Source organism: Parapedobacter tibetensis, from assembly GCF_024704835.1.
Taxonomy (GTDB): Bacteria; Bacteroidota; Bacteroidia; order Sphingobacteriales; family Sphingobacteriaceae; genus Parapedobacter; species Parapedobacter tibetensis.
The window spans coordinates 1-25,095 of sequence record NZ_JAMXBE010000005.1 but is presented as its reverse complement, the minus strand read 5'-3'; the positions used below and the strand labels follow the sequence as shown (position 1 = coordinate 25,095).

The window sequence follows — 25,095 nt, the reverse complement described above, 5'->3', positions numbered from 1 at the left end:
TTAAGCCAGATGATAGTTCCACCTGCTTTAATACGAGTTGCCATTTTTGGATCTACGGGTTCTATTGGCGTACAAACCTTGGATGTGATCAGGCGGCATCCGGATCGGTTCAAAGTAAGCATCTTAACGGCCTATAACAATGCTGATTTATTGATACAACAAGCATTAGAATTCAACGCCGACTTGGTTGTGATTGGCAAAGCGGAAAAATATAGACAGGTAAAAGAAGCTCTATCTGGCAGGGAAACGGTCGTTACCGCCGGTATAACGGCCCTTGAAGATGCGGCTGAAATAGATGATTATGATATTATGATTGCAGCCATTGTGGGGTATGCAGGGTTGAAACCTACCCTAAAGGCAGTTGAGCGGGGAAAGAAAATCGGTTTGGCCAATAAAGAAACCATGGTGGTAGCTGGGGCCTTGATTACGCAAATAGCCGGGGCAACTGGTTCAGCGATATTACCCGTAGATTCAGAACACTCCGCCATTTTTCAGTGTCTTGTAGGTGAAAAATTAAACAAAGTAGAAAAACTGATTCTTACGGCTTCTGGTGGGCCCTTCAGAGGGAAGAAAAACAATGAATTGGAACAAATAAGACCTAGTGATGCTTTACGTCATCCCAATTGGGATATGGGTGCAAAGGTTACGATTGATTCGGCCAGTTTGATGAACAAAGGACTGGAGATGATTGAGGCAAAATGGTTGTTTAATGTGCATCCTGATCAAATTGATGCGGTAATACATCCACAAAGTATTATACATAGCATGGTACAATTTGAGGATGGTAGCATTAAAGCCCAAATGGGTCTTCCTGACATGCGCTTACCTATTCAATATGCACTGTCTTACCCGCAACGGATAACAGGACATTTTCCGCGTGTTGATTTTGAACAATATGCGCAACTAAGCTTTGAAAAAATAGATGGTGATACCTTTAAAAATTTCACGTTGGCAAAAGGGGCCTTGCATATGGGAGGGAATATGCCATGTATATTAAATGCGGCTAATGAAATAGCCGTCGCTGCTTTTTTGCAGTATCGTATCGGTTTCCTTGAAATGAGTAATATTATTGAAAGCACCCTTTCAAAGCTTCCTTTTATGGAAGTGCTGACGCTGGATGATTATATAACCTGTAATTGCGAAGCTCGTGACGTAGCCTCTTCTTTGATTCAAAAGAATGCAACTGTGAGTCTATGAAACAGGATACTATCTTATGATAAGATGGTTTTTTGATTTTATTAATCAATTTAAAAAAATATACCATGAACACTCACATGCTCTCCCAATTTCATTACCCCTTTCCCATGCTTAAAAATCCTTATGCGGTGGCTCTACAGGAAATTACAGACAATCAGTGGATCGATGGGGAATATCGCTGGTTATATCAAGATGCTCCTGATACCAGGAAGAAGTACAAAAAGACAAAGACTGCCCACATTGCATCGCAATGGTTTCCTACCGCCAGCCCCGAACGATTGAAACCTTTATGTAGGCTTATGTTATGGACACTCTATAACGATGACCTGTACGAAGAGGGAACGCCTGAAGGAATTGGTTATGTACACACCAGATCGGTAGCTGTGCTGACTGGTGAGATGAGTGCTGTTGAAGCAGAAATACCCTTGGGAGATATGCTGGCATCACTAAGGCAGGAGCTACTGCAGTTTATCCCACAGGAATCGATCGTGCGTTTTGCGGATATGATCAGCAGGTATTTTGCCGGCCTGAAAACGGAGCTGACCTATAAAAAGCACAAAACTTTCCCTACTGTAGCCGAATGCATTGCCCTGCGGGAAGATTCCATTTGCCTGTATCCGTTCCTGCAACTGACAGAAGTAGAAACCGGAATCGTTCTGCCGCCCGAGATACACCAACATCCTGTGATCCGGCGTTTGCAGGCGCTGGCCTGCCATCTTGTGACCTATTTTAATGAGGTACAATCGGTAGGGAAAGACGAAGCAACGGATAGTATTTATTACAATATTGTGAAAGTGATTCAGCATGAATATAAGATCTCGCTGGAAGAAGCATGTTTGGAAGACCTCCGCCTGCACAATGAAGACCTAAAAGAGTTTGTGATGCTGCAAGCCTCCCTTCCTGATTTTGGGGAATGGCAGGATGCCGTGGTAAACTGGGTGCATTATATGGGGATGGTGCTTAGCGGCTGGAAGAATATTTCCACCAAATTGGATCGTTATAATTTGATGGAATTTCCTAACGCAGCGGAACTTCGGAAGAGGTTAAACAGCGTACAATGAATGACATAAAACAAATAATAAAGCCTCTGAATAATTAACCTTTTAATTTAAGCAAGATACCACTGAGCAGTTTAACCGATAGGATATATACCATTGGCAATTACTAAAGTAATCTTTTTAAACAATAGAATTATGAAAACTAAATTCAAAGCTCCGATTCCGAAATATCCATGGCCGTACTCCCAAAGTCCTTTAACAGGGCGTCTGGCAGAAGAAGGGCTCTTCTGGTACGATACAGATTATGATTTCTTATCACCGTCTACTCATGATAAATATAAAAACAGGCATCAACTTGTCAGCGCTGCTGAACATATGTCGTGTACGACAACCAATGTAGATCATTTGCGGCCAATTGCGAGAGTAATGATCTGGCTTACCATATTCGATGATTATTATGAATTATGTCCTGTTAGCGAAATGTTGGTTATCCGGGATCACCTGGTCGCAATTTTGCTGGGCGAAACACCCAAATCAACTGACATTGGCATATATCGTGATATAGCGCATTCCCGCGACGAGTTTCTACGCTTTATGCCCTATGAATGGATGGAACGCGTGGCCGAAGCCACTTATAGATATATAACATATGGTATGATCGAAGAAACTCCATACAAGCTTACAAGAACCTATCCTTCGTTAGCTCATCTGATGATTATGCGGGAATATTCTATTACCGTGCCTATCTATTCACTCATGGTTGATCCTGCTATTAATTTCATGCTGCCTAAACAAGTGAATAATCATCCGGTCATTCAGCGTCTCAGATCAGTGATGTGCCAGATCATGTCCATTCAAAATGACTTTTTCTCGCTTCAAAAGGAACTGGAACGGGATACAGAGGTAATAAACATCCTGTTTGTTTTACAGCATGAGTTTAGCATGTCAATGGAAGAAGCCTGCACGGAAGCATTGCGTATTCACGACGGACTTGTAGCGGAATTTGTAGCACTTCATAAAGCACTGCCAGACTTTGGGGCAATTCATAAGGATGTGGATAATTATGTACTTCATATGGGAATGATGATACAAGGTCTTAATGTATGGTATCAAGGTGATACAGTACGTTATGTACCCTCAGAATTCCCCTATCCGGAATATAGTCAACCGCCCGTTTGAAATTTACGGTTCTGATAGCTTCCAATGCAACGGAGCTGCGAGAGAAGCTGAGTAAGGTGTGATAGAAAGCTAAAAACACAATTATGGCAAACTAATGATTTGCCAGAAAAGTATAGGAGAAGATTTAAAAATAGAGAAGCAGGTATATTCAATACAATTACATTTTTAAACTCAATACAATGACAAATGAACAAGGATTCTATGCATTATTTCAAAATATGCCACGTCCGGAATATCCTTTCCCTAATCTGATCTCGCCGTTTGCGCAAGAAATGCGGGAAATATATTATAATTGGATTGATACAGACTATACCTTTCATTCTGAAAAAGCGCGGCAAACACATAAAAAGCACATACTAACGGATATAGCGGCCCGCGGCCTGCCGTTATTGAAAACACTGGATGAATTGTTTCCGGTTGCAAGTTTGGCAGCTAATGGTGCCATGATGGATGACTATTTTGACCATTGCAGTTACGATGAGATGTACGCCATAAGAGAAAGAAGTACGGCATTACTCAATGGGCAGGATAAAGACGAACCCACTGATCACGGAATATTCCATCAGTTCTATTTACTACGGCAGCGTGCGATTAAATGTGGTATGCCACAACGCCTGTATGATAGATTTATAGCCGGCATTCATAACCTGCTTATAGGTTTTCAGGATGAAAAGCGCTATATGTCTACTAATACCATACCGCCACTTCCGGTCTATTTAATACTTCGCGAAGATACCAGTGGAGGATTACCTTTTTGCAAATATGTAGCGATGCAAAAGGACTTTCGCATGTTACCGGATACTGTGTTGGAACATCCCCATATTTTGAGATTGCATACATTGGCGGCCCTCATGATCGGACTGCATAACGATATTATTTCTTTACCAAAAGAGTTGAACAGGAAAGGTGACGTCATTAATATCATAAAAGTTATGCAAAATGAAAATAATGTATCATGGGAAGAAGCCTATATGATGGCGATGGATTTCCATGACAACCTCCTGAACGAGTTTAAGGTTTTACACGAGCATCTGCCCAATTTCGGGCAATGGCAGGAACTGGCCTATGATTACGTACATACGATAGGAATTATGGTACAAGGCGTATATGCATGGCATACCAACGATAGATCCCGCTATGTTCCGGGTGGTTACGTGGAGCCTGAATATCAAAACTCCAAATCGGACCGTTACACGGAACAGCCTTTCCCAAAGCAGCAGGACTCCGGGAGAAGCTGAGCAAGGTGTGACCAGATGATAAAGGAGAACAATGACGTAGGAACAAAACATTTCTATTTTCAATCAAACTTCACATAAATATGAAACCGGAAGAATATAATCCAAGTGATTACCTGCCTCTGAACTGTTATCCTTGGCCAAACCTGATTAACCCTCATGTAGATCAAATGGGAAAGGATATGGATGCTTGGATTGATAATGACTACACTTTTCTAACAGAAAAGCAACGTGAGAAATATAAAAAAATGAGACTACATGCTTGCACTGCCAGGATGGTTCCACAAGCAAGTTATGAACAAGCAATGCCTTGCAATAGATTTATGCTTTTCCATGTTGCGATGGACGACCAATTGGAACATGCCCCTCTTGAAGAAATTGAACATCAACGGGAACGCTTTACAGCAATACTAAAAGGAGACAACCTAGCTCCAGGCGAAAATGGCCTATACCGTCATGCGGCACTTCTGAGAGATGAATACCTCGTTTTTATGCCTGCAGAGTGGATGGAACGGTTTACAGAAGACTTTTATCGTACCACCAGGTATGGGATAGAAGTGGAAACCCCTTATAAAAAAGCTACCCGTCCACCTTCGCTTGCACTTTTTAAAGCCATCCGAGAGTATTCCGTAAACATGTATCCTTATTTGTGTTGGGCAGAAATTCAAACAGGTTTTGTTTTACCAAAACACATTGCAGAACATTCGATTCTACAACGCCTGAGAGCATTGATGGTGAGAGTTATTGCCTGGCAAAATGATTTTCATTCTCTTCCAAAAGAACTAGCAAAAAAAACAGAGGTATTTAACCTTATCCTGGTATTGCAACAGGAACATCATATTTCATTAGCAGAAGCATGCATCGAAGGATTACGCATCCACAATGAAGACCTGACAGAATTTATTGCTTTGAACGATGAATTTCGCGGATTTGGTATTTATCAAGAGCAAGTCGATAACTATATCTATCACCTTGGACTTATGATACAAGGGATTAATACTTTTTATATTCAGGATACCATGCGTTATTTACCCGGCGGATCAGGCTTTGCCTGGCCTGAGGTGGAGACAGGACTTTTTAAACTATAAAACAAGATGACACCAGAACAATTTAACCCACAGGACTACCTGCCATTTGGCCACTATGCCTGGCCAAACGATGTGAATCCGCATATTGAACAAATGGGTGAAGATCAGGCGCTTTGGATCGATACGGATTATACCTATTTATCGGAAGAGCACAGGAAGAAATACAAAAGGATGAATCTGCATTACTGCATAGGACGCATGTATCCTTATGCCAGCTACGAAGGGGTAACGCCTTGTAGTCGATTTGTACTTTTTCAAACTGCATTTGATGATAGCTTGGAATTTCTGACAAAAGAAGAAGTATGCCGATACGGGGAACGTCTGGTTACTATATTTAAGGGGGCACAGCCCACTCCGGAGGAACATGGATTGTTTCGGCAGGCAGCGATTATCCGGAATGAATACCGTGCTGTAATGCCAGACGAATGGCTGGAACGATTTATAGAAGGATTTATAGAAGGATTTCATCGCGTAACCAAGTACGGTGCCGCCGAAGAAATGCCTTATAAGAATTCGGGGACAGTACCATCGCTTGCCTATTTTCAGATACTCCGGGAATATTCTGTACTCTGCATACCCTACTTGTATATGGTGGATGTAGAATTTAATTCAGTGTTACCAAAAGATATTGATGAACACCCTGTGATACAGCGCCTACGGGTTTTGGTATCAAGGTTGGTAGGATGGCAAAATGACTTCCATAGCTTAATGAAAGAATTGAGGATGAATTCAGAAACCATGAATTTAATCATTGTTTTACAGCGGAAATGTAATCTTTCGCTTAAAGATGCTCTGACAGAAGCCATGAAGATAAATGACGCAGATCTAGCCGAATTTGATGCCTTACGGGCAGACCTTCCTGATTTTGGACTACACCATAAACAGGTTGAGCAATTCATTTTTGGTTTAGGTGTCATGTTACAGGGGTTGAATTCTTTTTATTATCAAAACACACGCTATGCTTCTGACGGATCAGGTTTTCCCTGGCCAGCACGTGAGCAGACTGTCAATCATTCCTGACATCAATGGCAGGCAACCGATTTTCGTAATCGCGGTAACCATAAATTCATACAAACGCGCTCCAGTAAAACACCGTTTCGACAAGCTGGTGAATGGGCAGAGGCTCAAGACTTCATGCCGAAAAAACCACTGTAAAAAATCAAAATTAAAGAAAAGTAAAGTGCATTCGCATTTATTGAGCGGTCTCTTCTTTGGGAAGCGTTTTAAGCAGATCTTCGACCTTGGGCGGCTTTGAGATATAGACCTATTTTTTCTTTTGCAAAGCCGAACGGATTTTTCGTACGAAGTCGATGGATACTTCGGCGGCATCGGCAGCCTGTTCATCCGTAAAACCAAATTTGCCAATTAGGTTCTTCACAAACTGCTCGCTTGTCTCCCTTTTGACCGAGTCAAACGCATTCTGCGTATCCCACTTGGCCTTTAAACTTGCTTCGTATGCCATACGTTCCTCCTTTCTTAATTTTGCAACTTCCGATATCTTGAAAATAAGCTGAAAAACCCGTTTATCCAAAAATGTCGGAACCTTATCCAAGGTGCTCATGTGTTTCAGCAGGTACATCCACTTGTCCATGTCTGCAAGCAAATCATCACCCTTTTTCACAAAGTTACACAATTCCAAGAATTTAAACCCCAACTTATCATAGAATAATTTACCGGTATTCTTTTCCATTAATGCGATATCATGGAGATACCGCTGATCTTCGTTGGCATCTATGCTGAACTCCAGGATGCCGATCAGATAGACCTCGGGCAGCCGGTAATCGTTTGACTCCCTCCCCTTTTTCAACAGTCGATGGATCAGCCGGGATACATAGAACAGCGCCCTGTCTTTGAAAAAATCCTGACGTATGCGCTGCATCTCCACGACAAAATACTCGCCATTATCCCCACGGCAATGCAAATCGAAAATGACGCGCTTGTCCGTTTCGTTGTCGCCGTCATGTTCGTTGGGTGCATATTCAAGGTCGGCAATGTGCTTTTCGCCCTGAAACAAATCATTGAGAAACTCCTTTAGTATCTCCTTATTGGGCTCCTGCCCGAATAAATGGCGGAAACCCCAGTCCGTTAGTGGGTCTATAAATTTCCCAATGGTAGGCTGTTTTGATTCGGTCATGAAGCAAATATAAAATATCTAGCCCTTAAAAGCTAATGTATTTAGTGTTTTATTACTGCACCACCAATACGCCGGCACCTAAAAATATAACACACGAACAGGCCGCAGTTTCCACTTTGGCGGCGCTTACCGCTTTGCAACCCATTCATAAAGTCGGCATCGAAAAAGGCGACCGTGTATTTGTAACGGCTGCGGTGGCGGTGTAGGGCATTTTGCGGTGCAGTTTGCCAAATATTACGGTGCTTATGTTATTGCATTGGCCTCCGCTTCCAAAAAGGATTTCGTACTGAATTTAGGAGCGGACGAATTCGTGGACTATAAAACACAGCGTTTTGAAGACGTTGTACAAAATGTAGATTTGGTAGTTGAAGCGGTAAAAGCGGACGGACACATTCTGCGTAGTATGGAAGTCGTAAAACGAGGTGGCAACCTGATTAGTTTATGGTCAGGTGTTACACCGGAAGAAGCAACCAAAGCCAAACGGTTAGGCGTAAACGCTTTTTACAATGCCATCCAATATAGTGGCGGGGATATGAAGTTTGTGGCCAGACTTTTAAAAAAGGGTAAACTAATTCCACACGTTTCCAAAGTTTTTCCTTTTGAAGCCATACCCGAAGCACACATTGAAATTGGAAAAGTACATACGCAAGGGAAAATTGCTATACAGGTAAATGAAACATTATGACGGACACAACTCAGATAATCCAGGGAATAATGTCTGCATATTGCAGGTATGTGGATACCAAGCAATGGGAATCATTACATGAAGTTTTAGCGGAGGATGCACGCACTGAATTTAAAAATACAGAGGGAGAAACCATTGCTTCTTTTAATAATCCTTCCGAACTGGTTGACTCCTTTATCTCCCTTTTCCTATCACTGAAAAGATGTTGGTGCCCGCAATGCAACCGTATTTTTCTATCAGGGAAACGATGATAAAAGACCTTGGGAAAACAATAAAGCGCATTGGAAGCCCGTTTTAAAGATACCACATTATTCATGCAGCATTTGGGGGGCGATACGTTCAATACAAAAGTAAAGACCAGGTATTCCCCCAAATGACTGCACCAAAGTAACGGGCTCACCAGCTTACGATCAACTCCCGATTTTTTGTATAAAATACACAGGTTAAGACCAATCAAATCACCAAATTAAGGTGCCGGCCTACATATTCTTCAGATAGTAATATCCTGCTATCAACTGTCCGTTTCCGAACACTTGAATTCAAGTGTTCGGAAACGGACAGTCCCATGAAATAGAAAATGCATAAAATAAGGCCCACAGGCGCATTTATGGGGTTTGGCAATTTTATTGATACGGGTTTTCAGGGAAAACACGCTGTAACCGAAAGTATTATGGCAAAAATTAAAGATCATCGCCATTGTTGACTTTATCGCGATCGGTAAAGTTGACGGATATCGGATGGTATATGGAAGGCCTTTCGATATAGTTGTTTAGGCCGCAAAAACGGTAACAAGGAGTAAGAAGCAAGGAGCGTGAGCTTCCAAGCCATTAAGGCTGCGGTGGTCAATCCGGTGGAGAGTTTAAGGGATGAGTAGCTACCAGCTGTGATCCGCCAGCTAGTTGGCAGGAACGATCGATTAAGCTGGCTTGCGGACATCAAGCTACGGAAAAGATCTTTATAACCTAAAGAAAACGAATATGAGAAAGAAAATATACGTGCTTATTGCCCTAATTGGCGTCCTCTTCCCTTGTAGGGCACAGGAGCAGGAAAATCAACCTTTTGAAGCTTTCATACAAAAGCTGGAGGAGAGGCCTGTCGCTGAAAGATCGCTGCTGGTTGACCGGTACTTATCAGAAATAAAATCAACGCCAATTATTGAGGGGAAGCAAAACGTTCACTTTGTCTGGTACGGGGACGCTGAAAAGTTAGAAATCGAGGGAGATCTGCAAAAGTCATGGACAACCCCCGAAACATTGAACAGGATAGATTGTGGTAACCGGGATTTCTTTCATATATCTTATACGATTCCCTCAGACGCGATACTTGAGTACCGTTTCATTGCTGATGGAAAAAAGGTGATGGATTTAAACAACCCTCAGGTAACGCAAAGTTTTGACTATGGTGATCGTAATATCTTTTCAATGCCCGGTTTTGTACGGTCGCCATACATAGATACGCGCCATGATATTGAAAAAGGTATCACCAGCAGGTGGGTATTCAAAACGGATACCCCCTTGTTTTCTGACCGGTTGATATGGGTTTATACGCCATATAATTATACAAAAGATAAGGAATATCCTGTATTATACGTGCACGATGGCATGTGGGCCATGTATCTCAGGCCTTTTATCAATGTGGTGGACAACCTGATCTATGATGAAAAAATTGAGCCTATCGTAGTCGTATTTGTTGCATTCGAAGATAGGTCGAACGAGTACATCTCTCAAAGTGCGGACTATGCTAAGATGATTGTTGAAGAGATGATCCCATTTGTAGAAGAAAATTTTCGGGTAAGCAGTTCTCCCGATAAACGGGGAATTATAGGTGCATCAGCCGGCGGGCACAGTGCTATTGTTACCGCTTTTCGTCATCCTGATTTTTTTGGGAATGTATCCTCGCAAGGTGGCGGTACTGGAAGCTATCCCCTTTTGATGAATAAACTTGCTAATGAAGCTTTGGATGTCTATTTAACGAAAAAGGATAAGTACCCCTTGAAAAATATTTATACCGAGGTGGGCACCTATGATCTGGAGTTTCCAGAGGAAAAAAGCAAATTTCTTGACGGAGGCCGTCAGTTCCATGATCGTTTGGAAGAATATCAAATAGATCATGTCTATAAGGAAGTGAATAGTGGCCATACTGGGGCCATGTGGGATCAAAGTTTAGATGATATTTTGATCCAGTTTTATGGGAAATAAAAGATCCGGGTTTGGATATAGGCAACTTTATAATATCTGGTGATGGATTAAGGGAATATGGAACAAGGACTTTTTAACGGAAATAAAGCAGAGGCTAGCTGCCGAAAGCTGATAGCTTAAGAACTATGGGCCTTTTACCCGAAATGCCTGGGATGAAGTGACGATTTCAAAAGTCGTCACAACGTTGCTGGGACATGCCTATGGGATTGGGTATGTCCCCAAAAACGTGCCATGTGCTTACCTGAAAAAATAAGAAAAGGCGTATGGACAAATTCATCAAAGCCAGTATGACCGTAATGTGCGGAAAGACTCATCCGTATCATAACGGTAGAACGTGCGTTTATTCAATTTTAAGCTCGACTGTCAATTCAATATCACGGTCAATCAACGTTCTTTCGGCAAGGTTGCCTTCATAGGTAATACCCCACAGGAAACGGTCAAATCTGAATGTTGCCGAAAAGATACTGTCCCTATCCGATGCACCGAACGCAATGCTTTTGGTTACGCCTTTGATCGTCAGGTTTCCTGTGATGTCCAGGCTGCTGCCTGCCCGGTATGTTACTCCCATGATCCGAAATCCGGCTTCCGGATACCTTTCCACATCAAAAAAATCACTACCCCTGAGATGTTCGTTCAGGTTCCGCTCAGCTTCGGTTTCATGTGCGGGGATGTCCATAGCCCTGAGGGTCTGCATGTCTGCCACCATGTTCCCACCGGTTATCCGTCTACCTTTGGCCAATAAATAGGCTTGCCGGAGCCGGACGGTTCCCTCGTGCTTTCTCGTCGCACGCAGCTTTGTACCCTTCCATCTGATGCTCGATGCGTCCAGATCGATTTTCAACGTATCACCATTCTGGCTGCCGGTCGAAACAGAAACCTCGCCTACGGTGGCCTCTTGCACATCAGAGCGGTATTTGCCGGTGCAGGAAAACAGCACGATCAGGCACACCGGTATCGCAAGGGGCAGGCTATTCATAGTCCGGGATGTTCAGGCCCAAAATGATATCGCGTTTTACGGTCAGCATCCCCTTTTCAGCAATGGGTCTGACTATTCCCGAACCACCGCGGTTTTCAAGCATTTTCCGTTCCTTGCCATTCAGCAGGGGGTCATCGTCAAATACGTATTCGTCCAGGTAATATTCATTCCTGTCGGGTTCCTTTACCAATATGTGGATATGCTCGGGTTCCACGCCGCTGGGATATGCCGCGGGCCTGAATGTATAAAAGGTATATTTCCCGTCTTTGCCTGTGGTTATCCAACCACGGATGAACCCGTGGCGCTTATCCCACCCTGTTTCATTTCCCCTTGTCGGATAGATCCCCTGCCTGTCGGTATGGTAGATATATACGATGACGTTTTCCGCGGGCGTCTTTCCGTCTTTCCTGAAAACGGTTCCCGTTACCTTGATTTTCGGTTCGTTTTCCCGGAATCCGGGGAGGGTATCGATTGCGGCCAGACGCCGCCCGCCATATTCGTAAATGGCCTCACAGCCCTCGCAGGGTCCGCCAACCCTGCTGGCTTTCCCCCGTTTCCTGTCCTGCGAATAGCAGGATGTGTATGATAAAACAAGTGCCAGGATCAATGTACATATTGTCATTTTTACAAAATTTTAAATGGGGTTATAATCATCGACACATTTAAGTACATGACTGTTAAGTATCGGAAAAATTATTATTGGGCCTGCCGGTAGTGGTAAAAGCAATGAACCCTGAAAATTTTTCGTTCTCATGACTAACAAATTTCATAAACCATTTATTTCAGGGCGAAAGGAATGCCAGCATTTCACCTTTTGGAAGCTCCTGTGCTGTATAATGAAGGCTGAGATCACGATGGACATTGTCCTTTTTTAACTGTGACAGCTCTTTTGCTGATATCACCATATCCGTATTGGATCCGGTAGTATTGGCAAATTCCCATTTCTTCAAGATATTTCCCTTCTCATCTTTTAGGATAATGCTCCTGTCCGTACCAGACCCTTTTACGGTGCAATGTTTGTAATAAATGCGTAGCTGGTCATTGTCATTTGTCTTGCCCAGTTGCAGTTTTCTTAAACTCAGGGGCTGGTTCACCGACTGTTTCAGGATGAGCTTGTTGTTAAGATAAATCTCGTAACTGTCCAATCCTATCCCTGTCGTGAAACCAACTGCAATGAAGCATAGCGTAACAAGTGTAAATAGTTGCGCAAATGCCTGTTTGAATATTGTGCGTTGCATAACATAAACTATTAAATAAAAAAATAATTGATAAGTCTCCGGTAGCAATATTAAACGAAAAGTAAATGAAGTAGAAAAATAGTAGACCAACAACCAAAGTAGTAGACCAATAGCCGTTTTTTGTTTCGGATGATCGCAACGGTTGTTTTTCTGTAATTAGCCCTAACTACCGATTAGACAAACGCAGCACCTTATGGACTCTGTTGAGCGTAAAACTGAAATGCTGATTGCCTGTCCGGAATTCAAGGTTTTCATCCAGGATAAAAAGAACATTTTCATCGCCTTTCAAAAGATAGATCGGCTTGCCATCCGGTCCGACGTCAAGTTTGTAGACCACGGCCACTCGATTGGTTTTTGTGCCCTGGATAATTTTCCATGTCCCTTTCTGCGTTTGGCGCTGTGACATTCCGACTTCCAATATAAAAGTGGTCGGCTTAAAGGTCAGGGAATCCCTGAACAGAATGATCTGCCATTTCAGGCGATCATCCGCGGGGGATAAACGAACTTTCCATTCCGTGCTGATTTCGCCACTTGGGGTGCGCCCTTCAAATATTCCGTATACAGATAGACCTTTTGGTTTTTCGGAAAAGGTAATACTTTCTGAAATCTTGTTGTCTGATGCCTTCGTTTGGCCATGGGTATGTAGGGGTAGCCACATACCTAAACAAGCCGATAGGATATAAATAAGCTGTTTCATCTTTTTATTCGATTAAGCGTGTAACTCCATCCGCCATTTCCTATCATCAATTGCTGTTCATTATCCAGCAAGTGGATGAGATTTTCATTTAAGCGTAGAAACGAAACCGATTCCCCTGGTTTATCAGGGTCCAGTTGATAGATGATTGCGGATGGATCGGTTTCGGTACCATTCACGATCATCCATTTCCCGTCCCTATGGAGATGTGTTCCTCCATGCATCAGTTCCTTGGTGCCCTGCTTAGGCTCACCAAAGTCGCAATCCAGCATATAGGTTCCGGATTGTTGCGCCTCCGAGCCTCCGAAGAGCTTGAGTTCCCATTTTATCAACTCACATGCCGCTTTTGCAGGGATACCGGGCAGGGGCCGTGTTCCTGCACTGCAGGGCGTACTCGCCACGAAAATTACGGAGTCAGTTGAACTACCTGTAAAGGCTGTTTGGCAATAAACGTTTATCGCCATTAAAAATGCGCCGAATATGGCTACAAAAAATAGCTGCATTCCCCGTTCCATAAGATTGGTTTTAAGTATTAGAAATTTTTCTTTCCATTTCCTCCTTATAGTTTCTGCCTATTGGAATCTGGTGGTCGCCAATGATGATCCTGTTTTTCTCCATCCGCCTGATTTTATCCCTGGAGACAATAAATGATTTATGCACCCGTATAAACTGGCTTTCCGGAAAGAGCTCCTGCATGGATTTGACAGATCCTTTGATGACAATTTTATCCTTTGCGGTATGGATAATCGCATAATCCTTTAATCCCTGTATATGGGTAACATCGCCAAACAGTAGCTTTATCCGCTGTACACCGCTTTTAACAAAAATAAATTCCGGTTCATCGCTGCTAATTTCAAAATCGGTATCATCCGTTTTTAATGAAAGAAAGTCTTTGATTTTCTCAAGCGATATAAGGAATCGGGAAAGGGATATCGGTTTCAATAAAAAATCAATCACTCCCAATTCATATCCTTCAAAAGCATAGTCACGGAAAGCGGTGGTAAATACCGTGATCGGGGGATTGGGCAACGACTTTAGGAGATCGATGCCGCTCATCTCTGGCATTTCGATATCCAGGAACAATGCATCAACGGCATTATGTTTTAAAAATTCCCTAGCATCAAAGGCATTGTTGAAACTGCCCACAAGTTTAATATAATGCAATTGTTCCATATAACCTGCCAGTATCTCCCTGGCAAGCGGTTCATCGTCAATGATAGCGCAGGTCAACATGGCAGGTCAATTTTTAACAGTACCCGGTAGTAATCCGGCTGGTCCATAATTTTCAGATCATGGCTGCCGGGATACAACAGCTCCAATCTTTTCTTCAGATTGAAAAGGCCAATGCCTCCGTTTTGGTCAGGTTGCTGAAAATTGAGTTTATTGTTTTCTATCTTTACTTCAAGCTCCCTTCCTATGCAAATACTGACGTGCAGATATGCGTGATGAACTGCCTTGCTGATGCCATGCTTGAAAGCATTCTCTACCAGTGGTAATATTAAAAACGGTGGTATCCGGCAGTTGCCCGAATTGCCCGTGACCGTCAACCGGATATCTGCCTGGTTGCCTTGCCTGATTTTCTCCAGTTCCAGATAATTGCTGAGATATTTAATTTCCTTCTCTATGGGCACAAAGGTTTCATTACTTTCGTATAACATATATTCCATCAGCTCGGATAGTTTTAATACAATATCCGGAGCCTTATCCGATTTTTTGATGGTCAGGGCATATAGGTTGTTCAGCGCATTGAACAAAAAATGCGGGTTTACCTGTGAGCGGAGGTAATTAACTTCGGCCTGCAATTTACCGACCTCTGCTTCCTGCAATAACTTTTTCTGCTCGTACCAGTCGATACTGAATTTCAGTGCAACGGTTAACAGCAGGTAAAGCGAGGTATGGGTAAAATTATAGATAAGCGAAGCGGAAAGATGGACGTTCCGGTTTGGGCCTAATACATATCCAAATAGATAATGGTCGTAAAGGCTCTGCATCAGTAAATACCCTATGATTAAGAGGAAAACCAACCCGAAATAATTACCATATTTTCTCCGCAAAAGATAACGTGGTATCAGCCAGTGTATATTAAGCCATGCAAGGGCTATGAGCAGCGTAACCCTGACCGCGGAACAGATGAAGAAATTTGGTAAACCGGCTTTTTCAATCAGATAGGTGCGGTCATATAGAAAGATAAGGGTAACAAGCACCCAGTAGGCAAGATAGATCCATGGGCGTTTTACTGCTAAGCCATTCCTAATATTTGAGCTGATCATATGCTGCATGTTGTAAATTAAGGGGTTATATGCAAGAGCGGCAAATTTAGTAGAGCAACTACACAAAAAGTAGATTAAATGTACGGATGATTTGCAATAATGTAGTAAAATCAGACGTAAACGGGCGTTCCTCTACTTTCTAGGTAGTTAGTATACTTTTTTCGGAATGGCGCTTTATTCCGTTTCTTTTGTCCGCGGTAACCATTCAGGCATTTTCCTTATGGTCAAACACTCAATTGTTTTATTACTGCTAGCCTGTATCTATGCCATCGGGCAAAATGCAAGGGCACCCACTATGACGATGGGATATTATATCCCGTGGAAGATAAAAGCAAGGTGAACAAGCTGCGTACGGAAGTCGGGATGATACCGCAACCCGAAGCTATCATCACGGAATACCGGGCTGGGAGTGGCCAAGGCGATTTGCATACCGATACTGGATTCAATGCATGGCGGAGAGGGGTGGGGTGGATAAAATAAATCACAAAAGAATGAATGGACAACCAATAATCAAATCACCTAAAACAGCTTTACTATGAATGATCTGGTTATTGGTGGCAGTGATTCCATCAGCCTGCATTATCGTAAGCCGCCTTTATCCAATCGATTACTTCCTTGTCGATGTCGCTGATGTTCGCAAGGTTGATTTTGTGGGAACACATTGCGTTTGTCGAGTTGATAGCTTCCAATTTTCCTTCTGGCTCCTGTCCTTTCAGGTTAATGCCGATTTCAAATCGGGTCTTTGTCGCCGGCTGTAATGTTGCAAACTGCTTTTTACGCCTTAAACTCACATAAGCATTTTTAGGTGCTATTTCTATGTCTTCTCCGAACTTTTGAATTTCAGTCATCAATTTGGCGTAAAGTGGTTTGAAATGTTCTTTACCCTGATATTGCCTGCTGATTAAATCGTCCTGGTTTTCGGAAGAGCCTGCGTCCGACCCCCTGGCTTTATGCGCAATAAGGTTGGCAAAGCCGTGGGTCAGCGCGTGTCGCTCTTTTAAAAATTTGACGGTTTCCCCGTGTTTTTCAAAATTTTCTTTTCTAACGATGCCAATCCATTGTTCCAATGTTCTGCCTGTGTTTTTGAACAGGTTTTCAATCATTGTTTGCGTTGCTTTATCCATGTTTATGCTGCTTTTTAAGGTTTTACCTTCCAGATTTTGTCTGAAAACTCCAAATATTCGGGCAATGCCGCCGGGCCGAACCAATTGTAAAGGCTAACATCCAATAATCCTTCTTTGATGGCCGGGTCGGTTTGCAATAATTTTTCAGCTTCTCCAAAAGTCGTTACGTTAAGGATGAAAATGCCGCGATAGCCGTTGTCATTTTTGCCAAGCGGTCCCGCAACGATGAGCTGTCCTTGTTCTACCAATCGGTTTATATTGTCGAGATGTCCTTTGAAACTATTGTTGATAAAGGTTTTGTCCGTCGTTAGGTTAGTCCCTGTTTTGAGAATGGCCAATATATAGCTTTTCATTCCATAATCGTCCGCACCTAATTTTTCAGCTAGGGCAACATCGTATTTCGGATTTGAAACAGTGCTGTCCTTTTCAACAGGCTTTACACCTTGCCTTTTCATTTTGTAAGCAAAGCCTTTTTGTTCTCCGCCGGATACCTGCACAAAAATCTCCATATCCGTCAGTTTTTGGTAAACTATCTTTTTCGGGAAGCCGTGATCGGGATTTTCAAAAGTAAACGTGCTGTCTGTTTTCGCCATCTTAAAATTTATCCCTTTCCCCTGATTTTGGTTCAGGACGGTGGCTGTATAGATGGTTTCATTTTCGTTTCCGGAAATGTCCAGGTATTCGGAAATCAGCATTTGTCCGTTCTTTACCTTATACGAAAATCCTTTCAGGGTATTGTCATTGAGTTTGTCCCAATGCTCGTAGATTTCTTTGTTTTCCATTTTCCAGGTCCCTTGTAGAAAGTCAGGAAAAACCGGTTGGGCAGAAGCCATGCCGGTCAGGAACAGGATCAAAAATGCCAAGATGTATTTCATTGTCTTTATGTTTGTTCTTTCCCAATGGACAATTTGCGTAACACAAGATGTGCAATCTCTTTTAAGCCTACATGATATCGGCCCGCTTACCAAGTTTCCATCCTAAAGATAAAGATAAGGATATCTTCCGAAAGTGATGCTATCTCATTGGTCTTAGCCGCCTTGCTACACTTCGTTCCGTTCGGCCGCTGCGCCCAGTTTTCGCAACAGGCAGCCTCGTGCCTCGGCAGCCAGTTGCCTGCCACTTCAAAGTCTTATCCTGCAACAGTGCCCGGAAATGTCCTGTAAGGTAAGGCCATCCGGCGTTTTTAAAGCAAATTTCTGGACAATCCCAAAGTAGCCAAGACCAAGCCCACAAGGGGTTTACTCGTAAAAAATCTTCCTTTCGTGCCGCGCCATAATGCAGATTTGCAGGTAACCATTCATGGACGTTGATTAAATGCCCGGACCTCGACAAGAATGATGTCGTTCCCTATGTCGAGTGAAATGGACGAAGGTACGCCGGGCTTTGGTTTAGCGAAGAAATTTCAGCTATCTGTTTTCTATATTTTGAAAGATCTTTTTTTCAAGATTAAATAAGTAGCCCTGGCGTCCATCCTCGTTAGACATAAATACGAAGCCTAAGTCAGATTGTGGATAAACGGCACATAAAGTGTTGTAGCCCGCATCGTGCCCACTATGGAAGATACGGAGTCCCTTGTCCCAAGTATCCGTTATCATCCAGGTAAGTCCTAACGAAAACCACCTAACGTCTCCATAAGTCGGTTTATGGGACAGAAGAATTGCTAATTCTTCTTCCCGTACATTAGCTTCAACATATTTTAGCATATCGGCAGGAGTGGATTTTATTGTAAATATGGATTCGGTTGATCTTAACATCGGTTCCATGGGTTCTCCCCCTTGGCTATGAGGTGCCGCCAGGTTCGCTATTTCTGTGTTCGCCAAATTGAGTTTGGTATCATGCATCTGGAAAGTGTTACCAAAATAACCTCTTACCAGTTCATCCAAAGGTTTACCGTATACATTTTCCAGCGCCATCCTTATGAGCATAATACCTCCCAAAGAATAATAATAATTCGTGCCCGGTATGGTATCTAATTTCAGTTGATGCCAGTTTTGGATATAGTTAGATGTTGGGTAAGCATAAAAGAATTCATTCTGTTTATGGGCGTCCCACTTGTCAAAATCTTTGGGAAAATCAATCAGGTTAAACTGGTTAAATCCACCGGTATGATTAGCTAAATCCTTCAACTGTATGGCATGCCCGTTGTACTGTAGGTTGGGATAATTGCCTTTCAGGTATTTGCGGATGTCATCACGGAGACTCATCTTTTTATCAATGATTGCTTTGGCAAGCAAGGTGCCAACGAATGTTTTGGCTACCGAGCCAATCTGGTAGATAGAGCTGTCGTTTGGTAGAATACCCGAGTCCTTTCTTGCTTCACCATAATGATATATTTGTTTCTTTCCGTCCTTATATACACCGATGGAAAGCCCGACAGACCTTGTATCACTCATGTAGATGAACGCATATTTTTGTACAATGGAATCCAAATGGGTTTTTAGTGGGTTGTCGGTCTGCACAGGTCTAATGGGATCAGTTGTTTGCCGGACAAAATTGCTGATATCAAAAAGTTTCAGACGGCCATCTTCCACCCTCAGCTCAAAGTTCAGATTCCTATTTTCTCCTATCCATTCAAAGTGCTTCACCATACCAAGGTCATCCGTTAGCCTGGTTGATAGAATCTTACCGGTGACAGCTCTATTTTCCTTGAAACGGTTGATGCAATAATCCTTATCGATATTTATTCTGAACCATTCATTTCCCAGCGCATAGATGCCTTCAAAATCGTTGCAGTTATAGCGGGCAATCACGGAATCGTTCACCGATTTATAACTTTCCACTGTTGAGGTTTGGGCTAAGGTTGCCAACTGCATTAGTAAAAAACAAACAAAGAGAAGTGCTTTCATTTAAATCAGGTCTAACGTGTCTTTTTTATTATACGAAAATAGCAATAAGGTTGCCATTAATATTATTGAAAAGACGAGTTAAATATAAAAAGGTTGCATGCGTTTACCATCTATAAAGAGATAGTTCGAAGGGGTACTATAGGTTCAGGCCGGAAGTTATCCTGAGAAGCTCCTGGATCAGGCTGGCGTCACGGATCTGACCGTCCATATCCAGCTTACATAAGAATATGAACCTGCACCGGCATTGACTTTTAGCCTGATATGGTCCGGTGCCGGACAGGCCACGTTTGCCGAATGGCAATCGGCTTCGCTGGTAGATTTGGCTTCGTTGCACGGCCAGGATCCTGAATTCAGCAATGCGGGAAGCGCCAAATTCCACACGTCCCCGTCTTCACCGGCCGTTGCCACTGGGGCCATCCTCGCGGAATCGCTTCACGGCGCCGTGAATTTTGCCGGGCATCCCCGTATTACCGGGGGTAAAATAGACCGGGGAGCATATCAGCACTAACCCATAGCGATAGATGAATTCAAACACCCAGGGATTTCGCTGCCGTCGAGGAATCCCAGCGAACCGGTGGTGTGGCATATCCGGGTCTCCACACAGCCATGCCCGGCTGTAACGTCTTTGTAGCTCTTTATCCTATCCCCCGTAGAAGCTTTTATTCCCAAGTTTGCCATACAGCAGTCCAGTGGCGAATCTCATGCTTGGCTGTAGAATAGATACACCCGCCCCAGCCGCGTCAATCACCTTCCGTTGATAGTCGGCATACGCAACCTCCACCTCTTCCAGGGAAGGTTTCGGATCCGTGAAAACAGTGGATGCTTTCATGGTCCGGACGATCCGTCCAACCGTGACCAGCAATTCGCTGTCCGCGTAACGGAAAAACCCTGCCTTCGCGCGTTGATATTTCATGTCTTAACGATATCGTTTGGCGTATCGACTGTTTGTCAATCCATCGGCTCCATCCAGCAGGTCGATACCGGTGTCCCACAAATATAGGGATCAGGATTGTTTTTCGAGCAACCCATTCCGGTTGATTTCCAGAGCATTCAGAAGAATCCAGACCCTCAACGCTCCGATTGGTTACCCGTCTGCTAGCATCCCAAAAGTATATGCTTCCGAATGGATACTACGTAACATTCTTTATAGGAAATATTGTTCCACAAAAAAGCAACACATTTTCAATAAAAACCAACATGATTCCCGATGAGGACGGTACCATGGTGATGGGAAACCTTATCTAGCCGCCTCAAAGCATTAATTGTATGACCCAAAACAATCCACGGAAACAAAAAAACAAAATAAAATTACCAATAAACAATACTATATTTCTCAAAACGACAATAGTATCGACACAATGGAATACTATCTGGGTATGGACAACTACCTGTCCACAGCAAAACTGTATAATTGCCACGGAAAAGCACCCCATTCCCACTCAATAGCAAGCTGGGTAGATGCACACCAAAACAAGGTTAATCAAAAAGATAATAAGTATCGATATTAAGAAAACCGCCTACGCACAGCAACATATTAACCGCGGACAACGACATGCTGGGTGTGTGTCCTGACAGGCTGAGTGTGCGTAGTTATAGACTGGGCGCGCGTCGCAGTTTACCAATTCCGTGGGAACCGGTTTATGTTTCCCGCGGAACAATCCTCATTCGGCAACCAATAAAACACCCTCCACGCATCAATAGAAGTGTTTTACAGATTGGATATTGGTTTACGCCGCGGATTTGTTATGCCGCCGGACAAGTATACCGAATCAGCGAGGACTTTATACCATGTCGGTGAGGAAGCATATCGTGTCTGTGAAAACGTAAACCATGTCTATGAAAAAGTATATGCCTTTCACGTAATGTTACGTAAACTTAATCTGCAATTGTCACGTATGCCGTAGCGGTATTTTTCGAAGGTTTTGGTTAATTCTCGTTTGGCGCGCTTGCTCCAAACGGTTACCATTTCTTGATTTCGTCTTTTAGATCGGTGGCTGTGATGTATTCGCTGCGTTCGATTTCAGCGTCGCCTGCTTCCAAATCTTGGTTATATTCCTCAAGAGTTTGACGTTTCTCTATCGTTTGGAAATTTATCTCCATTAACTTCAGCGTGTTCAACAGCCACTCTTTTTTTTAGCTTCCTTCTGATGGTTGTACATCAATGCATCTTGTTAAATTCAATGCAAACACTTCCTCCCATACGATGATTGGCCGGTAAGCCCAGGCATCGGGGCTATATACGGGGAGTATCCAACTATTTTATTTATCAGGCGTAAAATATTGTTTAAATGCCACCGTATCAATAATCTCACCGGATGGGGCCGCCAAGGCAACCTCTGCCTCCACCAACCATTTATTGTTTTTCTCTTTCTTTCCTTTGATGAATCCATCAACCGGCTCTAAGTTAACCGTGCCGCAATTTATACACATGGTAACATGCTCTACTTTCTCTGTAGTAATCACACTTTTATCGTAACTGAATGAAGTCTTATCACTGGGAATTTCAAAAGACAGCCCGCTGTAATTCGGGCCTACTGAGGTACCATCCGCAGATGCCCAATACGCTCTGTATCGAAAGACTATCGCATTGCCTGGTAAGCCGTCCAGACGCGTCGACTCTTGGTACAGGAAGTCACAAGATGCACATTCGGTCAGGTTATCAGCGGTAAGATCGGTGAAGGGATCTTTTTCTTTGTCACAAGATAGGTCAGCGGTTGCAAAAACAAACAACAGTATCCAGTAAAATCTCGTTTTCATAATTTTCAGTTTTTTGGATAACGACTTAGACAGCGATTCTGCTACACAATGGCGTGTTTAGTTTTGGCTAAGGTATTTAGGCTTTATGTTTGTACAGGATATTTCTTTTGGTTATGCTTTTACTCCAAAAAAAGTGTCCGGCAATAAATAAAGGACCGGACACTTATATTTTAATGTATATCGTAACTTAAATAGCGGGACACTAGTAACTCGCTAATCATCTAATCCGAAATATTCGGTTACTGCATGATAATCCGAAAAATCCAAATCTGCTTTGTTAAGTGGCCTAAGCTTCGAATGCATGGGAGCTAAAATCCTTACATCACGAAAGTTCAATGAACTCCCATAACGTTCAGTGGAATTAGTATCAAGGGCCTCGATGCTCAGTTCATAGGCGTCGCTATCAGAACTCTGCCCAAACGAAAAATGTAACCGATAATCTTTATTGGGATCCACCTTTAAAGCCGAACGCCAATTACCAGCACTGTCACCTTCAAAACTGTAATAAATTAAAACTGCCTTTTCCATTAAAAATGAACTATCACCATTCAACTCTGAAATAGGCAATCTTAAAATTTGATCACCGCCCAAGATTTGTTGACCGAAGCTGTGATTAAAAACTTCTTCGTCTAACTCTTCATTGCCATTGACTTTAAGTCCCTCGTCCTGATTGCAAGAATACATTGCAATGGTCGCAAATGCAAGCATAAAAGCATATTTAACAATATTATTTTTCATAATTTCTTCTTTTAGTTTTAAATAAATTAAAAATTCTGTTTAAATAAAATAGGAACGGCCGTCAAATTATTATTTTCATTCGCCTCAGTAACATTATTATCCGCATCTAACACAATGAGGATATAATAATTTCCATAAGCCTGATTATATTCAAATTGACTTCCATATACAGTAATATTTTCTATCTTAACTGTTCCCGCGTTAATTGATGAAGCAGAGACTGTTGAAGAGTAAAAGTTAAAATCACCACTACTTAAAGTCGCATCTGATGAAAGATAAACCTTTATTTTATAATTTCCTGACGACTGCTGACCAGTGTTTCTGATGCGGGCTTGCATAATCATTCCACCCCCATTACGAACAATCTCATATCTCCTACTCCCCAAGCTACTTAAATATTGAGGGCAAGTACTGCAATCACTGGAAACATGAGTGGTCACTGGATCTAACGATAACTCCGCAGGTGGTAACGGACATCCGCCATTTGAAGGAGGACCAGCTTGGGTGGCACAATTATCACATATGTTAGGAACACCATCATAATCTGAATCATTAAAACTAATAGGATGTAAAAGGGCAACATTATGTATATTGTCATCTTCATCTCCGTTTGGAGTTGTTCCAGCATACCCAATGAAATAATATCCTTTGCTTAAACCTTGCTCTCCGCCGTCATAATAGTACACGCTATTTTGCTTTAAAGGTATAGTGTTAAAAACATTAACTTTAATACCGCTACTTGGAGGGTTTTGAAGATATTGACAATACTTAGATTCTATTCCGGAAATAGTGCTTCCTAAATAATAAAATCTATGGCCTTTGTATGTCTTTAATGGAACATTACAGAAATCTACAATTTCACAAGAATTTGCAAAATTGGTAATGGTTTCAATAGGATTACTCGACGGAGAATCTCCCGACTCAACCACTACATAATACTTCCTATAAGAGCCGGAACTTTGTAAATCTGCTATAAACACCGTATTAACCGGAAGTTTAGTCTCAAGGTAGATATTTAGATCTAGTTGAAAAGTTGTTGGAAGCACCCCATTATTACAATAATTTGCTACAGAGGTTGCATCCTCCGATAGAGCACGAACTAAATGATACTTTGGGGTTACTTGCGCCATTGATTGTATTGTAAATACAATAGCCAGAAAAGAGAGATAATAATTTTTCATGGAAAATACTAATTAGTTAATAGATGAATTTTAACCAAAGCTAATCCTTTCATTATTATCTGATTATTAATAAATAATGAACAAATAAAGCACAATATAATCAGTTCACTTGTATAAACTTGGAGGGGTTACCGACTAAAATAACACGGCATCTAGCTTGCTCAGCCACATCTCCCTCCCCCGCCATTTGTATGAATTTATACCCATGATATTCTTTCTTGTAGGCCTCGCTGATATGCATGTCCAAATATTTCTCAAATGCGCAATATAACAAGAGGCTCGATGAATAAGACAGAAGGTTTGGTGGAAATAAATATGCATAATAAAAACAAACTGCTTGAAAAACAAACTGCTTGGCATTTCTATCTACCAAGCAGTTCATTAAAGTTCTAGTATAATCTTATACAAAGATAGACACTAGAAATTATAACTATACCCAATGCTAAAGCTGCGCCCCGGTATGCGAAGCTGATAATACTGGTCAGTAGCGCCATATGCCTCATACATACTTCGACGCTCAGCACCGAGGATATTCTCCGCTTTGAAATTGATGGCGC

The 25,095-nt window shown here is 42.4% G+C and carries 28 protein-coding genes; 12 read left to right on the top strand and 16 right to left on the bottom strand.

Annotation, left to right across the window (positions count from 1 at the left end; translation table 11 throughout):
• The first annotated feature begins 9 nt into the window (after positions 1 to 9).
• The 6 genes from NF543_RS09690 to NF543_RS09665 all read left to right on the top strand — a co-directional run bounded on the left by NF543_RS09690 (position 10) and on the right by NF543_RS09665 (position 6,717).
• Positions 10 to 1,197: a 1-deoxy-D-xylulose-5-phosphate reductoisomerase gene (locus tag NF543_RS09690; protein ID WP_257667929.1), complete on the top strand. Its 1,188-nt coding sequence runs from the start codon at positions 10 to 12 to the stop codon at positions 1,195 to 1,197.
• A 65-nt stretch (positions 1,198 to 1,262) separates the two neighbouring features.
• Entirely contained in the window at positions 1,263 to 2,258 is a 996-nt protein-coding gene (locus tag NF543_RS09685) for a terpene synthase family protein (RefSeq protein WP_257667928.1), read from the top strand.
• A gap of 132 nt (positions 2,259 to 2,390) precedes the next feature.
• Positions 2,391 to 3,374 (top strand): terpene synthase family protein, encoded by a 984-nt coding sequence (locus NF543_RS09680; protein WP_257667927.1) that lies wholly within the window; start codon positions 2,391 to 2,393, stop codon positions 3,372 to 3,374.
• A 179-nt stretch (positions 3,375 to 3,553) separates the two neighbouring features.
• Positions 3,554 to 4,612, top strand: coding sequence for a terpene synthase family protein (locus tag NF543_RS09675; protein WP_257667926.1), 1,059 nt, complete (start codon positions 3,554 to 3,556; stop codon positions 4,610 to 4,612).
• A gap of 80 nt (positions 4,613 to 4,692) precedes the next feature.
• Positions 4,693 to 5,697, top strand: coding sequence for a terpene synthase family protein (locus tag NF543_RS09670; protein WP_257667925.1), 1,005 nt, complete (start codon positions 4,693 to 4,695; stop codon positions 5,695 to 5,697).
• A gap of 6 nt (positions 5,698 to 5,703) precedes the next feature.
• On the top strand, positions 5,704 to 6,717 hold the full coding sequence (locus NF543_RS09665; protein WP_257667924.1) for a terpene synthase family protein: 1,014 nt from the start codon (positions 5,704 to 5,706) through the stop codon (positions 6,715 to 6,717).
• Positions 6,718 to 6,961: 244 nt separating this feature from the next.
• Here the strand turns inward: NF543_RS09665 and NF543_RS09660 are convergent, their stop codons facing one another.
• Positions 6,962 to 7,831 carry an Rpn family recombination-promoting nuclease/putative transposase gene (locus tag NF543_RS09660; protein ID WP_257667923.1) on the bottom strand — a complete coding sequence of 290 codons (870 nt, stop codon included), beginning with the start codon at positions 7,829 to 7,831 and terminating at the stop codon, positions 6,962 to 6,964.
• 35 nt (positions 7,832 to 7,866) lie between these two features.
• Between NF543_RS09660 and NF543_RS09655 the strand changes: the two genes are divergently transcribed.
• The 4 genes from NF543_RS09655 (at position 7,867) to NF543_RS09645 (ending at position 10,714) form a co-directional block, all read left to right on the top strand.
• Complete coding sequence (locus NF543_RS09655; protein ID WP_257667922.1) at positions 7,867 to 8,037, top strand: hypothetical protein; 171 nt, start codon at positions 7,867 to 7,869, stop codon at positions 8,035 to 8,037.
• Between the two features lie 11 nt (positions 8,038 to 8,048).
• Positions 8,049 to 8,516 (top strand): zinc-binding dehydrogenase, encoded by a 468-nt coding sequence (locus tag NF543_RS09650; RefSeq protein ID WP_257667921.1) that lies wholly within the window; start codon positions 8,049 to 8,051, stop codon positions 8,514 to 8,516.
• Entirely contained in the window at positions 8,513 to 8,767 is a 255-nt protein-coding gene (locus tag NF543_RS25510; RefSeq protein WP_373275001.1) for a nuclear transport factor 2 family protein, read from the top strand. The genes NF543_RS09650 and NF543_RS25510 overlap by 4 nt, the downstream gene beginning before the upstream one ends.
• A 726-nt stretch (positions 8,768 to 9,493) precedes the next feature.
• Positions 9,494 to 10,714, top strand: a complete 1,221-nt coding sequence (locus NF543_RS09645; RefSeq protein WP_257667920.1) for an alpha/beta hydrolase — start codon at positions 9,494 to 9,496, stop codon at positions 10,712 to 10,714.
• A 340-nt stretch (positions 10,715 to 11,054) separates the two neighbouring features.
• Here NF543_RS09645 and NF543_RS09640 read toward each other — a convergent pair whose 3' ends face one another.
• The 7 genes from NF543_RS09640 to NF543_RS09610 form a co-directional block, all read right to left on the bottom strand.
• The gene (locus NF543_RS09640; RefSeq protein WP_257667919.1) at positions 11,055 to 11,690 is read right to left on the bottom strand and encodes a YceI family protein; all 636 of its coding nucleotides are present in this window, start codon (positions 11,688 to 11,690) and stop codon (positions 11,055 to 11,057) included.
• On the bottom strand, positions 11,683 to 12,312 hold the full coding sequence (locus tag NF543_RS09635; RefSeq protein ID WP_257667918.1) for a dioxygenase family protein: 630 nt from the start codon (positions 12,310 to 12,312) through the stop codon (positions 11,683 to 11,685). Before NF543_RS09635 ends, NF543_RS09640 begins: the two co-directional genes overlap by 8 nt.
• A 160-nt stretch (positions 12,313 to 12,472) precedes the next feature.
• A complete protein-coding gene (locus tag NF543_RS09630; RefSeq protein WP_257667917.1) occupies positions 12,473 to 12,928 on the bottom strand; it encodes a hypothetical protein in 456 nt (151 codons plus the stop codon).
• 166 nt (positions 12,929 to 13,094) lie between these two features.
• Entirely contained in the window at positions 13,095 to 13,625 is a 531-nt protein-coding gene (locus NF543_RS09625; protein WP_257667916.1) for a hypothetical protein, read from the bottom strand.
• Positions 13,622 to 14,137: a hypothetical protein gene (locus NF543_RS09620; protein ID WP_257667915.1), complete on the bottom strand. Its 516-nt coding sequence runs from the start codon at positions 14,135 to 14,137 to the stop codon at positions 13,622 to 13,624. The genes NF543_RS09625 and NF543_RS09620 overlap by 4 nt, the downstream gene beginning before the upstream one ends.
• A 10-nt stretch (positions 14,138 to 14,147) precedes the next feature.
• On the bottom strand, positions 14,148 to 14,855 hold the full coding sequence (locus NF543_RS09615; RefSeq protein ID WP_257667914.1) for a LytR/AlgR family response regulator transcription factor: 708 nt from the start codon (positions 14,853 to 14,855) through the stop codon (positions 14,148 to 14,150).
• Positions 14,849 to 15,892: a sensor histidine kinase gene (locus NF543_RS09610; RefSeq protein ID WP_257667913.1), complete on the bottom strand. Its 1,044-nt coding sequence runs from the start codon at positions 15,890 to 15,892 to the stop codon at positions 14,849 to 14,851. The genes NF543_RS09615 and NF543_RS09610 overlap by 7 nt, the downstream gene beginning before the upstream one ends.
• Before the next feature lie 318 nt (positions 15,893 to 16,210).
• On the opposite strand from NF543_RS09610, the gene NF543_RS09605 reads away from it, so the two are divergent.
• The gene (locus tag NF543_RS09605; protein WP_257667912.1) at positions 16,211 to 16,372 is read left to right on the top strand and encodes a hypothetical protein; all 162 of its coding nucleotides are present in this window, start codon (positions 16,211 to 16,213) and stop codon (positions 16,370 to 16,372) included.
• Positions 16,373 to 16,461: 89 nt separating this feature from the next.
• On the opposite strand, the gene NF543_RS09600 is transcribed toward NF543_RS09605, so the two are convergent.
• The 3 genes from NF543_RS09600 to NF543_RS09590 all read right to left on the bottom strand — a co-directional run bounded on the left by NF543_RS09600 (position 16,462) and on the right by NF543_RS09590 (position 19,796).
• Complete coding sequence (locus tag NF543_RS09600) at positions 16,462 to 17,016, bottom strand: DUF4287 domain-containing protein (RefSeq protein ID WP_257667911.1); 555 nt, start codon at positions 17,014 to 17,016, stop codon at positions 16,462 to 16,464.
• Between the two features lie 14 nt (positions 17,017 to 17,030).
• The gene (locus NF543_RS09595; RefSeq protein ID WP_257667910.1) at positions 17,031 to 17,891 is read right to left on the bottom strand and encodes a YciI family protein; all 861 of its coding nucleotides are present in this window, start codon (positions 17,889 to 17,891) and stop codon (positions 17,031 to 17,033) included.
• Between the two features lie 531 nt (positions 17,892 to 18,422).
• Positions 18,423 to 19,796, bottom strand: coding sequence for a serine hydrolase domain-containing protein (locus tag NF543_RS09590; protein WP_257667909.1), 1,374 nt, complete (start codon positions 19,794 to 19,796; stop codon positions 18,423 to 18,425).
• A 310-nt stretch (positions 19,797 to 20,106) separates the two neighbouring features.
• Between NF543_RS09590 and NF543_RS09585 the strand changes: the two genes are divergently transcribed.
• Positions 20,107 to 20,370: a hypothetical protein gene (locus tag NF543_RS09585; RefSeq protein WP_257667908.1), complete on the top strand. Its 264-nt coding sequence runs from the start codon at positions 20,107 to 20,109 to the stop codon at positions 20,368 to 20,370.
• 132 nt (positions 20,371 to 20,502) lie between these two features.
• On the opposite strand, the gene NF543_RS09580 is transcribed toward NF543_RS09585, so the two are convergent.
• The 5 genes from NF543_RS09580 to NF543_RS09560 form a co-directional block, all read right to left on the bottom strand.
• Positions 20,503 to 20,775, bottom strand: coding sequence for a hypothetical protein (locus tag NF543_RS09580; protein ID WP_257667907.1), 273 nt, complete (start codon positions 20,773 to 20,775; stop codon positions 20,503 to 20,505).
• 1,046 nt (positions 20,776 to 21,821) lie between these two features.
• Positions 21,822 to 21,980 carry a hypothetical protein gene (locus NF543_RS09575; protein ID WP_257667906.1) on the bottom strand — a complete coding sequence of 53 codons (159 nt, stop codon included), beginning with the start codon at positions 21,978 to 21,980 and terminating at the stop codon, positions 21,822 to 21,824.
• Positions 21,981 to 22,121: 141 nt separating this feature from the next.
• Positions 22,122 to 22,619 carry a hypothetical protein gene (locus NF543_RS09570; RefSeq protein ID WP_257667905.1) on the bottom strand — a complete coding sequence of 166 codons (498 nt, stop codon included), beginning with the start codon at positions 22,617 to 22,619 and terminating at the stop codon, positions 22,122 to 22,124.
• A gap of 213 nt (positions 22,620 to 22,832) precedes the next feature.
• A complete protein-coding gene (locus tag NF543_RS09565) occupies positions 22,833 to 23,357 on the bottom strand; it encodes a hypothetical protein (protein WP_257667904.1) in 525 nt (174 codons plus the stop codon).
• Between the two features lie 26 nt (positions 23,358 to 23,383).
• Positions 23,384 to 24,538, bottom strand: a complete 1,155-nt coding sequence (locus NF543_RS09560) for a CARDB domain-containing protein (RefSeq protein WP_257667903.1) — start codon at positions 24,536 to 24,538, stop codon at positions 23,384 to 23,386.
• Between the last annotated feature and the right edge of the window lie 557 nt (positions 24,539 to 25,095).